The organism is Verrucomicrobiia bacterium, from assembly GCA_019634635.1.
GTDB lineage: Bacteria > Verrucomicrobiota > Verrucomicrobiia > Limisphaerales > UBA9464 > UBA9464.
On record JAHCBB010000007.1, the window covers coordinates 146,370 to 161,719 of the forward strand.

General features: G+C 62.6%; 12 protein-coding genes. 8 read left to right on the forward strand and 4 right to left on the reverse strand.

The annotated features are described in order from the left end of the window. Positions 1 to 266 precede the first annotated feature (266 nt). From KF791_06955 to KF791_06985, 7 genes are all read left to right on the forward strand, one after another. Positions 267 to 833, forward strand: coding sequence for a hypothetical protein (locus KF791_06955; protein ID MBX3732318.1), 567 nt, complete (start codon positions 267 to 269; stop codon positions 831 to 833). Then, positions 830 to 1,210, forward strand: a complete 381-nt coding sequence (locus tag KF791_06960; protein MBX3732319.1) for a hypothetical protein — start codon at positions 830 to 832, stop codon at positions 1,208 to 1,210. The genes KF791_06955 and KF791_06960 overlap by 4 nt, the downstream gene beginning before the upstream one ends. Positions 1,211 to 1,340: 130 nt before the next feature. After that, complete coding sequence (locus KF791_06965; protein MBX3732320.1) at positions 1,341 to 5,348, forward strand: phage resistance protein; 4,008 nt, start codon at positions 1,341 to 1,343, stop codon at positions 5,346 to 5,348. A gap of 245 nt (positions 5,349 to 5,593) precedes the next feature. Next, positions 5,594 to 8,230: a BREX-2 system phosphatase PglZ gene (gene pglZ, locus KF791_06970; protein ID MBX3732321.1), complete on the forward strand. Its 2,637-nt coding sequence runs from the start codon at positions 5,594 to 5,596 to the stop codon at positions 8,228 to 8,230. A gap of 142 nt (positions 8,231 to 8,372) precedes the next feature. Further along, positions 8,373 to 9,689, forward strand: a complete 1,317-nt coding sequence (brxD, locus tag KF791_06975) for a BREX system ATP-binding protein BrxD (protein ID MBX3732322.1) — start codon at positions 8,373 to 8,375, stop codon at positions 9,687 to 9,689. 127 nt (positions 9,690 to 9,816) lie between these two features. Beyond that, positions 9,817 to 11,934, forward strand: a complete 2,118-nt coding sequence (locus KF791_06980) for a DEAD/DEAH box helicase (GenBank protein ID MBX3732323.1) — start codon at positions 9,817 to 9,819, stop codon at positions 11,932 to 11,934. 307 nt (positions 11,935 to 12,241) lie between these two features. Further along, positions 12,242 to 12,523, forward strand: coding sequence for a hypothetical protein (locus KF791_06985; GenBank protein MBX3732324.1), 282 nt, complete (start codon positions 12,242 to 12,244; stop codon positions 12,521 to 12,523). A gap of 250 nt (positions 12,524 to 12,773) precedes the next feature. Here the strand turns inward: KF791_06985 and KF791_06990 are convergent, their stop codons facing one another. From KF791_06990 to KF791_07005, 4 genes are all read right to left on the reverse strand, one after another. Beyond that, complete coding sequence (locus tag KF791_06990; GenBank protein MBX3732325.1) at positions 12,774 to 13,211, reverse strand: ribbon-helix-helix protein, CopG family; 438 nt, start codon at positions 13,209 to 13,211, stop codon at positions 12,774 to 12,776. 211 nt (positions 13,212 to 13,422) lie between these two features. Then, on the reverse strand, positions 13,423 to 13,686 hold the full coding sequence (locus KF791_06995; protein ID MBX3732326.1) for a helix-turn-helix transcriptional regulator: 264 nt from the start codon (positions 13,684 to 13,686) through the stop codon (positions 13,423 to 13,425). Continuing rightward, positions 13,687 to 13,869, reverse strand: a complete 183-nt coding sequence (locus KF791_07000; GenBank protein MBX3732327.1) for a hypothetical protein — start codon at positions 13,867 to 13,869, stop codon at positions 13,687 to 13,689. A 677-nt stretch (positions 13,870 to 14,546) separates the two neighbouring features. Further along, positions 14,547 to 14,972, reverse strand: a complete 426-nt coding sequence (locus KF791_07005) for a hypothetical protein (protein MBX3732328.1) — start codon at positions 14,970 to 14,972, stop codon at positions 14,547 to 14,549. On the opposite strand from KF791_07005, the gene KF791_07010 reads away from it, so the two are divergent. Continuing rightward, complete coding sequence (locus KF791_07010; protein MBX3732329.1) at positions 14,903 to 15,283, forward strand: type II toxin-antitoxin system VapC family toxin; 381 nt, start codon at positions 14,903 to 14,905, stop codon at positions 15,281 to 15,283. The genes KF791_07005 and KF791_07010 overlap by 70 nt on opposite strands. The last annotated feature ends 67 nt before the right edge of the window (positions 15,284 to 15,350 follow it).

The window sequence follows — 15,350 nt, forward strand, 5'->3', positions numbered from 1 at the left end:
GAGATGCAACTGCACTGCCCACGAATCACACGAATGCACACGAATCCGAAAAGGACATTCGCCTCCTCTCTGGTCGATTCCATCGCCCTCTTCATTGGTGTCGATTCGTGCGATTCGTGGGTCACTCCCGTTCGACCTGAGATGCAACTGCACTGCCCACGAATCACACGAATGAACACGAATTCGGAAACGAAGAGATCGATTCGATGGTGTCTCCGCATCTTTCGTGTCGATTCGTGCGATTCGTGGGCCCTCCCGTTCATTGCATGAGCACACCACCTTCCTCCGGCTCCGCCCTCACGCGTGAGGCGATTGTGGACGCGTTGTCGGCCCTCTCCGATGAGCTCGGAAAGCAGGGCGTGATCGGCGAGGTCTGCCTGTTCGGCGGCACCGTGATGGTGCTGGCCTTCAATGCCCGGCTTTCGACCAAGGACGTGGACGCCATCTTCCATCCAACGACGCTCACCCGCGAGCTGGTGCGTCGGATCGGCGAAGAACGGCAACTGCCCCCGGATTGGCTGAACGACGGGGTGAAAGGATTCGTGTCGGACCGTCATGAGACGACCACCGGCAATCTGCCCCAGTTCCCAAACCTCCGCCTCACCATGCCGGTGCCTGAATACCTGCTGGCCATGAAGTGCATGGCGGCCCGGGTGGGCGGGACCACCGGGGAAGGCTCCGATGTGCCCGACATCGAGTTCCTCATCCGCCACCTGCGGTTGGAGAACGCCCGGGCTGTCCTGGACCTGGTGAGCCGGTACTATCCCGAGAATCGCATTCCCCCCCGAACCCAGTACCTTGTCGAAGGCCTATTTGAGGAAGGACAGATATGAGACCCAAGTCATTGCAAGAGGTCGCCGTGCTGACGGCGAACGGTGATTCCTTCGACCGGTGCCTCGCCAATTTCCTTGATGGCTTTTATGCGGCGCCTTCCTTTGCCGCTTTGGTGGATTCGCCTCCGCTGCTGGCGCCCATGGATTCTGAAACTGGCCGGGTCCGAGACGCCTACCTTGCTGCCACCGCGGAGGAACTATCGCGTCGCCTAAATCTCCCCAGCCCTGACTGGGCCCTGAGCGACGAGCGACGTCTTCACAATCCTTGGTTTGCCTCACAGCTAGCCGCGCTTCGGGGTGTGCTCATCCTGGAGAGCCCACCGGCGTTCCGAGCCCGCAACTTGTTCGTCAGCAACAACGCCCTGTCCCGGACTTGAACCACCGAGTGTGGCCCACGAATCGCACGAATGAACACGAATCGAGAAAAGAGAGAATCACCTGCTCCGGATCCCGCCTTCATTCGTGCCGATTCGTGCGATTCGTGGGCAACCTCCCTTCATTGATTCCATGGCCTACCTCAAAGACCTCATCGACCTGCCGGATCAAGTGCGGCAAGGGGACTTCGTCCTCCGCCTCACCGAAGGCCTCGGCAACCCGGAGCAGACGCTGGAGAACTACGTCGTCACCCCGGAGCTGGCGAAGTGCTTCCGGCAGGCGCTGGACCTCGTCAAATCCAGCCTGCAATCGCACTCCAGCAAGGGCGCCTACCTCCACGGCAGCTTCGGCTCCGGCAAGTCGCACTTCATGGCGGTGCTGAACCTGATGCTCGCCAACCATCCGGCGATCCAGAGGTTCGCGGAATTCCCCCCGCTGCTGGCGGAGACCAACTGGAACGACTGGGGCCACGGGAAGAAGTTCCTGCTGGTGCCGTTCCACATGATCGGGAAGACGGACCTCACGTCGGCCATCCTGGAGGGCTACACCGACTTCGTGACCCGCCTGCATCCCGACAAGCCGCACCCGGGCGTCTATCGTTCCGAGAAGCTGATCGAGAACGCCCGAAACCTGCGCAAGCAGATGCGTGACGCCGCGTTCTTCAAGGCCATCAACGAGGAATTCGCGGAGGGCGATGATTCAAGTCTCGCGATGGCAGACCAAACTGAGTTGGTTTCCCGCGGCGGGGATTGGGGGCTGCTCGGCAGCGCCTGGGATGCAGCCTCCTTTGACCGCGCGTGCAATGCCCATCCGCAGAATCCCGAGCGCATTCGCCTCGTGGGTTCGCTGGTTGCCACCATCTTTAGCCACGCCCACGGCACGGCGGAATACATCAACCTCGACAACGGGTTGTCGGTCATCAGCAACCACGCGAAGTCGCTGGGCTACGATGCGATCATCCTCTTCCTCGACGAACTCATCCTCTGGCTGGCCAGCCACGCGGGCAAACCGGAGTTCGTGACCCAGCAAGGTCAGCTGCTGGCGAAGCTCGTCGAATCGCAGAACGCCAAGCGGGATGTCCCGCTGATCAGCTTCATCGCCCGCCAGAAGAGTCTGCGGGAGCTCGTGGGTGACACCATGCTGGGGGCGCAATACGTCTCCCTCGACGATTCAATCAAGCACTTCGACCAGCGTTTCGACGTCATCAAGCTCGAAGACCGCAATCTGCCGACCATCGCGCAGAAGCGGGTCTTGAAACCCAGGAGCGAAGCCGCTCGCCAGCAGATCGACGAAGCGTTTCGCCAGACGGAGAAGCTGCGGCGCGACGTGCTGGACGTGCTGCAAACCAAGGAGGGCGACCGGAATCAGTTCCGGAAGATTTATCCCTTCAGTCCGGCCCTCATGGAGACCCTGGTGGCCCTCTCCACCCTGCTTCAGCGCGAGCGCACCGCGTTGAAGATCATGCTCATGCTGTTGGTGGAGCAGAAGGAGACGCTGGAACTCGGACAGATCATCCCCGTCGGCGACATATTCGACATCATCATGAAGGGTGAAGAGCCCTTCAGCGACGTCATCCGCGTCCACTTCGAGAACGCCCGGCGGCTTTACCTCCAGCAACTCCTGCCGCTGATCGAGGCCAGGAACGGCATCCGCAAGGAACAGGCCGACGCGGGAAGCCCGACGGATCCCAAGGTCATCGGATTCCGCCGGGATGATCGCCTCGCCAAGACCTTGCTGCTTTCGGCGCTCGCGCCCGAGGTGGAGTCCTTCCGGGCGATGACGGTCAACAAGCTGGCCGCGCTGAACCACGGCAGCATCAAGACGCCGATCCCCGGCCAGGAAGGCCGCGTGGTGTTGCAGAAGTGCCGCGAGTGGGCGTCCGAGATTGGGCAGATCAAGATTGGCGACGAGGAAGGCAATCCGACCGTCAGCGTGCAGTTGGCCGGGGTGGATACCGACAGCCTCGTCAATCAGGCCGCCACCGAAGACAACGCCGGGAACCGGATCCGGAAGGTGAAGGAGCTGGTTTACGAGATGATGGGTCTCGAACTGGCCGACGCCCTGTGGATCAGCCACGACTTCCTCTGGCGGGGAACCAAACGGCAATGCCAATTCCTGTTCGCCAATGTCCGGGAGCTCAACACCGAAACCCTGAACAACCAGACGGATGACTGGAAGGTCATCATCGATTTCCCCTTCGACAAGGACGAGAACCACGGTCCACGGGATGACCTGGCGAAGATCGATGGCTTCCGCCGCGAAGTTCCAAAGGGATCGCGCACCATCGCGTGGATTCCGTCCTTCCTGAACAGCTCCGCCCAACGCGAGCTGGGCCTGTTGGTGAAGCTGGACCATGTGCTGACCGGAAGTCGCTTCGACACCTATGCCGCCCGGCTCTCGGCGGTGGAACGAACGCAGGCCAAGGTCATCCTGGAAAACCAGTCCCGGGCCCTGCGGCAGAAGATCAAAGGCTACCTTGAAGCCGCTTACGGTCTGGCCAGCGACAAGTCGTGCCTGGATTCGGCCCATACCCTCGACCCGGACGAGCAGATCTTGAGTCTCCATCCGAGCATCGCCATCCCGGTTCCCTCGGCGGCGACCCTCAAGGACGCCGTTCAGGAGGCATTGAGTGAAGCGCTCAAGGGACAGTTTCCGGGACATCCGGAGTTTTCCACGGACGCGCGGATCTCCGGGGCCAGCATCAAGCGGGTGTGGGTGGAGCTGGAGAAGGCCCTGCAATCCGCCGACGGGCGTTCCCCGGTGGACCCGGCCAACCGCCGTGATGTGAAGCTGATCGCCGAGCCCTTGAAGCTGGCGACCATGGGCGAGACGCATCTGGTCGCGGACGGCCATTGGCGGCAGCACTTCGCGCCGAAGGAAGGCGGAGAAGGAGCCACCACGGTGGGCAAGCTTCGTCGGTGGATGGATGAACCACAGCCGATGGGCCTGCCGGCTGAACTTCAGAACCTGATCATCCTCTTCTTTGCCACGCAGGCGGATCGGTCGCTGACGCTGCATGGCGGCCCGGTGCAGGCCTCGCTGGATACGCTCCGGGACGAGATGGAACTCCGGAGCCAGCCGTTGCCAACGGCGGCTCAATGGAAGGAAGCCTGTGCGCGGGCTCAGGGGATCTTTGGACTCACGCCGGGTTCGATCTGCAATGCCTCCAATGTCGCGAGGCTGACCGCCGACCTGAAGAGCAAGGCGACGGAGTTCCAGTCCGGCGCGCAGAATCTGGTGGCGGAACTGGAACAGCGGCTGCAACAGCGCGGAATCGCAGTCAGCGCTTCAGATCGGCTCGCCACGGCCCGGGCGGGACGTGACTTGCTGGAAGCCATCCGCAGCGCGACCGAGACGCAGGTCATTGCGGCCTTGGCTGCCGCTCCTTGGACACAGCTTCCGCTGGTTCTCGGCACTTCCATCCGGCAAGCGGCGTCGGTTTCCAACGCGTTGCAGCGAACGAAGTGGAACATCATCGATTCCGCTTCCCGTCTGACCGACTACCGGCAGGCGGCGGGTGCCGCCATCGCCTCACGAGTTCAGGAGGTTCTGACGCGAAACGAACAGGACGTCGCCCTGCCGGGGACATTGGCGAGAATCGAGGACGACGCAGCCACCCTGCTGGCGGATCGTCCGCCCACGCCACCGGCACCGGTTCCCACGCCTCCATTCCCCACTTCAACACCATCCCAGGGAACAGACATTCCGGTGGTTCCGCCGTCGCCGATCCCGGTTCCTGCCTGGAATCCGCCCGCTTCACCCACTCCGGCCGCAGGAGTTTCTTGGCACCGAAGCGACGCAGCGGAGGTGGAGCAGCTCTACGCCAACCAGCCTGACCAGTTGGCACGCAACCGTCGGTTGGTGACGGAGCTGAAGTCGCTCTACGGCGCCAGCCAGGTCGCCGGTGACCAACTGCCCCCGGGTTTACCCCAAGCGCAGATTGTCGAGGTCCTCGAAGTCCATCACATCCAACCTCTGTCCAAGGGGGGAGCGGATGAACGGAGCAACATGATCGTGGTGACGGCTTCTCTCCACGCACTCATCCACGCAGATCCTGACTGCCGGATCGATCTTGGAACGGGAACCATGGAACTTTTTGGCGTGCGACTCGGGTTGCACGTGGACGCGCAGCACGGATGACCTGCCCAACGAGCCGAAGGGCCCACGAATCGCACGAATGAACACGAATCCAGGGAAGCCAGAGGGAGCTTTTCAGAGTCGGTCCATCGTTCGTGCCGATTCGCGCGATTCGTGGGCAACTCTCCCAGGAACCGGCAGCCCACGAATGAACACGAATCGGACAAAAAAGACGCTCGTGGGAGAGGAATCTCTCTTCCCCCTCCGTATTGGTGTCGATTCGTGAGATTCGTGGGCACTTCATTTCCATGCTGACGCTCAACCAGATTCGCACCCAGGTCAGCGCCATCCGCCAGCGCTTCCCGGAAGCGCGGGCGGTGGGATTGCAGGTGCAGGAGCGTTGGCTTGGCCCGGCGACCTTCCACCTCGATGGCGTGGAGCAGGTCATTGTTCAGACCGACTCCGAGCTCGCGATTCGGGAGGCCCTGACGCGGACGCCACCGGAACAGCTGGTGCTCCTCACCAGCGTTGCCGACCGGCGCTTGGGCGAAGACGTGCTGGCGCGACTGGCCCGGCGAAAACTCTTTCACATCAGTTCCAAGGAGATCCTGAAGGAACTGTTCAAGGCGAAGGACATCGAGCCCCGCCTCGCAGGCGTTCGCTGGATGGCCGAGGCCCTCGCGGAGGCGCGGCCTGACGAAGGGTATCCTCCTGTGGCAGGTGGACGGCTCGACAGCGAGACCGCGTGGGAAATGCTCCTACGGCACAGCCTCGGGTTTCGTTCCGGAAAGCCCGACCTGCTGGACTTGATCAACTGGGCGCGCAAGCCCGAGTCCAAACCCAAGTTTGAGGCGCTGACCGAGGAGGCAGTTGCGCCCATTCAGGATTGGCTGAAGCGCCATGCCGGCAGTTCCGCCGGATTGGTCTTGGGTGCCCTGCGGGTGTCCCCTCCGGTGTCCATTCCCGCATTGGCGTTGGCGTGCCAGGTCGTATTCCGTCCGAACCCGGCCGGAGAGCTCATTGCAGCGGGAGCCCGGCTGGAGCCGATGTTCGGCGGCGAACATCCATCCGTGAAAGACGGACAGGCACTGGGCGAAACCGGGATCAAATGGCTCGTCCGCGAACTCGAAGAACCTGCGTCGGCAGCACTTCGTTCTGACCTCGAAGCCTTCGACCAGCTGCTGCGACAACTCCGCATCGAATCCTTTGCTCATCTAAGCGACGCGTCCCAGATGGGACTGGAACAGCGCTTGGGCCTGCTGGGGGAAGCCCTGTTGGCGTTCACCCAGGAACCCATGACCGAGCGCCTCCGGGTGGCGGAATCGGCGTTCACCAACGTCCAACAGCATTTTCTGGCCAACCGCGAGCCGGACCGGCTCCAACGCGCGGAGATGGCCATTCGTCTTTGCCGCTGGCGATTGCGGGGACCAGTGCCCGTGCCGTCCGACTTTGCCGGGCTTGCCGCTGAGTATCATCAGGACGGTGGCTTTGTGGATTGGGCCCGTCGCCATCTCTTCCACGGGGACAGCCATCCTCAACTGACCCGGGCCTATCGCGAGATTCTGGCCCCCGTGGACGCGTCGCGGGAGCAGCAGAATCACCGATTCGGCTCCGCGTTGGTGGAATGGACGCTACGAGGCGGAGACGGCCTGTTCACCGTGGAAGACTTGATTCCGCGGGTCGTGGCCCCGCTGGCGAAGAAGCATCGGGTCCTGTTCCTCGTCCTGGACGGGCTGAGCCTGGCCATCCATCAGGAACTCGCCTCGGCGTTTTCTCAGCAAGGGTTCCTCGAAGCGGTTCCCGCGAATCCGGAGAAGCCTCCCTTTGCCGTCGCCGGACTTCCCACGATCACCGAGTGGTCCCGCCGGTTGCTGCTGGTGGGTCGGGAGCAGGCCGTGGCGTCTGCCGGGGAAGAGGTGGGCTTCCGCAACCATCCGGCGCTTTCGGAACACAATACCGCCGCCACGCAACCGGTGCTGTTTCTCAAAGGCAGTCTCTCGGAGCGGGACGGCATCGGCTTGAGCGAGGAGGTTCGACGCACGATCCACGAGAAGCGGCCGGTGGTGGGTGTGGTGATCAATGCCATCGACGATCACCTCCTGAAGGGGGATCAGCTCAACATGGGCTGGACCATCGAACGGGTTCCTTTGCTCCAGCAATTGCTGGCCGCCGCCACCGCGGCAGATCGGGTGGTGGTGCTCACCAGCGATCACGGTCACATCATCGAGCACAACACGGAGACCGTCCGTCAGGAAGGAAGCGACCGTTACCGCAGCAATCAGGAGGAGCCGGAATCTCGCGAACTGGAGGTCAAGGGCGAGCGCGTCGCGCCGTTTGCCTCGGGTGGATTCATCGCTCCCTGGAGCGAGCGGATCATCTACACCAGCCGCAAGAACGGATACCACGGAGGGATTTCCCCTCAGGAGGTGATCGTGCCCCTTGCCGTGCTCGCGCAGGAAAAGAACCTGCCCTCAGGCTGGGTGGCCGTGGCTCAGCGATTGCCGGAATGGTGGTTTGCGGGTGGAGCCACCACGGAGACCAAGAAGCCGACTCCGCCCTCTCTCCCACCCGTAGCGAAGGAAGTCAGCGGGCTGCCGCTCTTCGATCCGAGAACGCCGACGCCAACTTCGACGGAGGCCGACTGGATTGGCGCGTTGCTGAAGTCCGAGGTGTTCAAATCGCAGTTGAGCCTCGCCGGGCGCGTGGCGCCTTCGGCCGAAATCATCCGCAAGACGCTCGAAGCCATCGAGGAACGGGGCGGCGCCTTGCTCCTCGTCGCCCTGTCTTCGCGAACCGGAGTTCCGGAATTCCGGCTGCCGGGAATCCTCTCCAGTTTGCGGCGCATCCTGAATGTGGAGGGGTATCCGGTGCTCTCCATCGACGACAGTTCCGGCACGGTCCGTCTCAACCGGGAACTGCTGAAATCCCAATTTGATATTCCGTAAAAAGCGACTCCGGAGGTTGCCCACGAATGAACACGAATCGCTACGAATGCACTCAAGGCAAAGTCACCATCGTCGCGGGTTCAAATTCGTGTGTATTCGTGCAGATTCGTGGGCCCTTTACCCAATTTGATCTCCCGTAACCATGACCGTCAGCCCCGAGAAACGACTCGAAATCCTCGACGCCCTGCGTCGGGGAACCGTGCCCAAGAATGGCGTGGAAGCGCTGGCCGTCGGACTGGATCGATTCTCGACCTGCCTCGACGAGGAATTGGACCGGGTGGGCAAGGGTGGAGCCGTCTTCAAGGCGATTCGAGGGGACTACGGATGCGGCAAGACCTTCCTGGCCCGTTGGCTTCAGGATCGAGCCCTCAAGAAGGGGTTTGCGGTCACCGAAGTCCAGATCTCGGAGACGGAAACCCCGCTCCACCGGTTGGAAACAGTCTATCGCCGACTGATCGAGCGGCTTCGGACGAATGACGTCGATGGCGGCGCCTTTCGGAGCATCGTGGATGCATGGTTCTTCGCCCTGGAGGAAGACGTGCTTGCCGCCAGCAGCGCGGAACCGACCCAGGAAGCACTCCTCGATCGAACCAACGCACTCATCGAACAACGGCTCCAGGCCGTCAGCAAAACCACTCCGCTTTTCGCCATCGCGCTGCGGGCGTATCGGACCGCCATCACCCAGAACCAAAAGGCGGTGGCGGATGGCATCCTCGCTTGGCTGGGCGGTCAACCGTCCGTCGGGGCGGAGGCGAAGCGTGCAGCCGGCATCAAGGGAGACGTGGACCACTTTGCGGCGCTCGGCTTTCTCCAAGGGTTGCTCACTTTGCTGCGAGACTCGGGGCTCCCCGGGCTCCTGATCATTCTCGACGAGGTGGAAACCCTGCAACGCGTGCGCGGCGACGTACGGGAAAAGGCGCTCAACGCCCTTCGGCAGCTCATCGACGAGATCGACGCGGGACGCTTCCCGGGGCTTTACCTCGTCATCACGGGCACACCAGCTTTCTTTGACGGTCCGCAGGGAATCCAGCGTCTCGCTCCCCTGGCGCAACGGCTTCACGTGGACTTCACGACGGAGGCGCGCTTTGACAACCCGAGGGCCGTTCAACTCCGGCTGTCACCATTCACCAAGGATTCGTTGGTCGAGGTGGGAACACGGGTGACCCATCTGTTCGCTCAGGGTTCGCCCCACACGGAAAGGATCCGGCAGCGGGCCGATTTCGTCCTGCTGGAGGATCTGGCGCAGGCGGTTGCCGGGAAGCTGGGCGGGAAAGTGGGCGTCGCCCCTCGGCTCTACCTCAAGAAGCTGGTCGGCGACGTCTTGGACCGCATTGATCAGTTCCCGGACTTCGATCCCCGTCGCGATTACGCGCTGACGGTAACCCCCACGGAGCTGACGTTGGTCGAGCAATCCGCCGCCGGAGTGGCGAGCGTCGACGATATCAAACTCCAGCTGTGAAAACGGTGAAGGCCCACGAATCACAAGAATCGGCACCAATCGCAGAGAAAGGCGTGGGAAGCTGTTTTGTCCGGTCCCATTCGTGCCGATTGGTGCGATTCGTGGGCAACCTCCCCACGTTGAGCCTGTGAGCCACTTCGACAAGCTCCACCCAGCGCTTCAGCACCACATCGTCAATTCGCTGGGGTGGAAGGAACTTCGTCCGCTGCAGGAGCTCAGCATCGGGCCGGTTCTCGCTCGCAATCACGCCTTGCTGATCGCACCCACCGCAGGCGGCAAGACTGAATCAGCCATCTTCCCGCTCTTGTCCCGGATGCTCACTGAAGAATGGGACGGCCTTTCCATTCTCTACATTTGCCCGCTCAAGGCGCTGCTGAACAACCTCCACGAGCGGCTGGAACACTACTTGGGTTTGGTCGGCCGCAGCTGTGCGGTCTGGCACGGCGACATCACCCAGTCGCGGCGACAGCAGATTCTCCGAACGACCCCGGATTGCCTGCTCACCACGCCGGAATCCCTCGAAGCGATGCTGGTCTCCCGGAAGGTGGAGCACCGGCGATTCTTCGCCTCGCTGCGGGCCGTGGTGGTCGATGAGATCCATGCGTTCGCCGGTGACGACCGGGGCTGGCATCTCCTGTTCGTCTTGGAGCGAATCAGCCGTCTGGCTCCGGCCGAACCCCAGCGGATCGGGCTTTCCGCGACCGTCGGCAATCCAGACCAGTTGCTCGAATGGTTCGCAGGGCATTGCACCGGGGCCAAAACGACCGTCGTGGCGCCCTCCAGCGGCATCGCCGCGCCGGAGGTCCAGATTGATTACGTTGGCAGCCTGGAGAACGCGGCCATTGTCATCTCATCCCTCCATCGAGGGGAGAAGCGGCTCGTCTTTTGTGACTCCCGTTCCCGTGTGGAGCAGATCGCTGCGGCGCTCCGCAGTCATGGTGTCGAAACCTACCTTTCCCACAGTTCCCTCAGCGTCGACCAACGACGCCAAGCCGAGGCGGCGTTCAGCCAGGCCAGCAACTGCGTCATCGTCGCCACGAGCACCCTCGAGCTGGGCATCGACGTTGGGAATCTCGACCGGATCATCCAGATCGACTGCCCGAACACCGTCGCCTCGTTCCTCCAACGCATCGGACGCACCGGACGACGTCCGGGAACCCGTCGCAATTGCCTGTTCCTTGCCACGTCCCAGCCCGCACTGCATCGAACCATCGCGCTCGTCGCCTTGTGGGAAGCCGGCTTCGTGGAACCGATTTCGGCACCGGCGTCTCCCTACCACATTCTCACGCAGCAGCTTCTCGCCCTCATCCTCCAGGAGAACGGACTGGGGATCCTCGGTTTGCAGCACTGGCTGGGGCGCATCCCGTTCGTTCGGGACCTCCCGCGAGAAGAGATCCAAGGGCTGCTGGAGCATTTGGTGCGGACGGGCATTCTGGTAGAGGACCAGGGAGTCCTCGGACTAGGTCCAACCGCAGAAGCCGACTACGGCTACCGCTATTTCAACGAACTGCTTTCAGTCTTCACAAGCCAGCCGGTCATTACCGTCCTCCACGGAAACCAAGAAGTCGGAACCGTGGACCAAGGCAATTTCCTGACCAAGGTCGAAGGCCCGCGGTTCATTGGTTTGGCAGGGCGCACCTGGCAAGTCCTCCATGTGGACTGGAAAGCCAGGAAAGCCCACGTCGAACCGGACGGCACGGGAGGGAAAACCCGATGGCTGGGGGGATCCCCGGGGCTTTCCTTCAAACTGGCTCAAAGCATCCAGCAAGTCGCTGCCGACGAAGCCACGCCCGATCATCTCTCCAAGCGTGCGACCGAAGCGTTGAAGGAGATCCGGGATGAATTTGCCTGGGTCCGGGCGGAGCACACCCACCTAATTCCAGCGAAGGAAACTGGTCGGACCGAGTGGTGGACGTTCGCTGGCCAGCAGGTCAACGACACCCTGGCCGACCTTCTCCGGGATGGGCGCGAAATTGTGGCGGAAGCCGACAGCCTGACGATCCAGTTGCGGGTGGACACGGGCAAGGCCCGGAAATGCATTGAAAAGTTGCGTGGCCTTGCAGACGCCGAGATTTCAATTCAACTCGACCCCGGGGCCGATTCGGAATTCAAGTTTGCGGAGATTCTACCAAACGAGCTCAGGGGAAGGTTGGTCAACGGGAGATTAGTGAACGTTTTGCTTACTCGGCAGATTATCGATCAGCACCTGAGTTCGGCCTTCTGCAATTCGTTGCATGGCGCGTAACCAAATAATCGTGGAGCAAATCAAATAAACGTCGTCCGGCTAAACGCCACCAACTTTCGCAGCATCAAAAGCGCTGAACTTAATTTGCCCAACCGGGTGAGCGTCGGACTCCTGTTCGCCCTGCGCGGCTTGTAGGACTCGACAAAAGGGCGGGCGATGGGGAACTGGGTCTCGATAGAGGATACTGGAACGTGCGACTAAAGAGTGGGAATGAGGTGGTACGCGGCCGGGCCGCCGGGGATGAGGGAGGCGTCAATGCTCTGGTCGAACGTGGCCAGGCGGCCGCCGCGCTTCACGGCGAGGCCAAGTGTCAATCTTTGAACCTGTCACTTTAAGAGGAATTCTGGATTCGGTTCTGGTTCATCCCGGGGAGGTGTTCCGATTGGCGGTCGTTTACCGGGCACACGCCGTCGTCGTCGCCCACAATCATCAACTCGTAAACAGAACCGATCCACCGCCGTTGCCCCCTACAGAAAGAAGTAGCGGTTCCGCCACTCCAGCCTTCCGTGACTCGCCCAAAGCAGCGCCAGCGCCCGGGCAATCCCTCCCACGTCATTCTGCGCGTAGCTGCGCCGGTCCACGAAGATGACGCCAGCGTGGTCGCTCCCCTGCTCGGCCCAGTTCTTGAGGAGCGGTGGAATGGTGCGAACATCAAAGGTCACCAGGGTCAGCCCCTCGGTCGCCGCTTCGCCAAGTACGAGGGCATCGGACGCCCCAAGAAAGTGGCCCCCTCTCCAGTCACGGAGGCAGAGGATCGTCGCCTCCGGCGAACGCTTCCGCACCGCCGGAGCAATGGCCGGGGACAGATGCTCGTCGGTCAGTAGCTTCAGCATGGCGCCTCAGCGGGAGTCCCGCGACTTGGCGTTCATGCGCTGGAGTCCTGGAAGAAGACGGGAAAGTGTCTCGAAACTCCCCGAGTCGTTCTCCCGGATCGCGTCCTCAATTTCGTCGGGATATCCGTCCGCATACGCGACCGCGGCATGCACCTTGGCCTCCGGCCAGCGCAGGTGCGCGGCCACCTTGGCGGCATCATTCTGGTGATCCCGCAGCAGGGTGATCACCTGCCAGACCGCGAGCCGGGAGCCTTGAACGTAGGCTTGGCGCCCCACCGGCGAATCCCGGAACTCGATGAAGGCGAAGTCCGCCTGGCGCAAGCTCTCGGCGAGCAGCTGGGCACCAACATCACTGGCGGACCTGCCCATGCGTTTGGCCAGGAGACGAAGCCGGCCGGCCTCGTCCTGGGAAAGTCGCACGCTGACCACGGCTGAAGCACTCATAGTGACACCTCCATCTACTGTATGCAGTGTAACTCGACGGAAGGGTGTTGGCAATCCGGGTGTGACTTCGCGCAGCAGCCGCCGGTTTGCTCCCACAATGCGCGGTCGCCGGGAATGTCCAGATCGCCCGCACACAGGCCGTTTCCTTCATGCCCCCGTATCCACCCGGCTCACCCTGCCGTCCCGCGCTCCGCTTCGACCCGCCCGGACTTCAGCGGGCGCGGCCATCGCGCTCGTGCCCCGGCCTCTCGAAGAGCCGTTCCAAGGAAACGCCGAATGCCCCGGCGAAATGCTGAAGCTCGAAATCCGCAATGCAACGGATCTGGGACTCGATCTTCGCCAGGGTCTCGCGGCTGATGTCCCAGCCGAGCAGATTCAGTTTGGCAACCAGCTCCTGCTGCGTGAGACCGGCCTTCTCGCAAAGCTGTCGAACCACCGGACCGACAATATTTCGAGGAGGAGACCTGTTCTGAATTCAGAACTTTGCGATGCCCCCCTGCCGGCGAATTTTGGTTCCGAAGGCCGCCACATTGAGGCCAGAGACCATGCCGCCATCGCGCATGAGTTGTACCTGAAGCTCGTCGCTGGCGACCGCGAACAGTTCCTCGACCGCCACCTCGCTGCTGCGAACAGCGACGGCCATCACCTGGGCCTTCAAGGCGACGTGAGTGGCGCCGCGGCGCTGGCCCGCCGCTCAGTGGACTACTTGGAATCTTTGTCTCGCGAGTCCGCGCACCGATTCTCCGAGGACCCCGTGGCTGCACGGACCTCGTATTCGTCCTGGTGCGCGGGGGCCGGTGACGCCAACAAGGCTCTCCTCGCAGCCCGGCGCGCCGTCCAAGTCGCCCGGAAACTCAAGTCGCTACGGGACGCCAGGGATCGCAGGCTCCTGGCGCTCGCCCTTCAGAATCTCTTCAACCGGGAATACGAGGCGAAGGCCTACCGCCGCGCTGCCGGACACGCCCGTTCTGCGCTCTCCGTGTTGCACTCCCTCCCAAGTCCGACCACTGAGGACACCTTCGAAATCGCCCGACACCACCGCAATCTTGCGGAAGCGCTCCGAATGGCGGCCAAAACGGCAATTCGGATGCGTGAAGCGCTGGGGGCGGCAGCCGATGCCCTGAAACACCTTGAATCCATTCCCCAACCCGGGTCCCCGGCGATTCTGGAAGCCCGTGCCTACTCATTGCTGACTCTGGCACAATGCCTCCACGATTCCGGGGACATCGCCCACGCCGTTGCCACGGTCCGGCAATCCACTGAAATCCGCCGCCGCCGGCCACCTGCCGGACGCCCTCAGTGCAGCCACCGAGTCCGTCGCCCTCTACCAGCGGCTCACGAAGCGCGGCGAATCCTCCCGTCAACACCTCTGGCTCGCGGAAGCCTTGCTCCATCTCGGCAGAGCTCAGAACTCCGTCGGCCGCCCCAAACAGGGCTGCGATCCACGGCCGCTCCCGCCCCAGCCGCCAGCAACTCCCCCAATGTCGCCTGCGTCCCCTCGATGCGGCTCGACCGCACCGCTTCGCGACGCACGAACGGCCGGATGAGCAGGTGCGGATTGGGCAACCGTCGGCCTTCCCCCGCCAACCGGCCCACCAGCAGGGAGGCATCCGCCAGCGCCGCTGCAAGGGCCGGAGTCCAGTCCAAGTTGGGAGGGAGAGGCTTTGGATGGAAGGCCCGATAGCCCTCCAGTGTCGAGATCCACCGTCCGGAGGCCCGCGTGGTTTTTCGAGGAAGAAGCCACGGCCGCAACCGATGCATTGACGGACCGATTGAATCAGGGCGCGCAGGGAGTTGTCGCTCGGCATTGGCCGCTGGAGGTCGCCAACACCCTGCTGATGGGAGAGCGCCGACGTCGGTGCCTGGCGGCGGATATCGCGCACTTTCCCGGCAGCGCTGCTGTCACTTCCACCTTGGCCCTTGCCCGGGAACACCGGTTGACCGCCCACGATGCCGCCTGTCTGGAGTTGGCGATGCGCCGTCGGATTTCCCTGGCAACTCTCGACCTCGAACTGCGCAAAGCGGCCAAGGCCGTCGGCGTGGAGTGTTTGCCGGAACTGCCCCAGCCTTAATGCTTTTCGGGAAGGAGGAGGATCAAAGGAGACGGTTGTTGTCGCGAAGGGGCACGGGTTCGAAAGT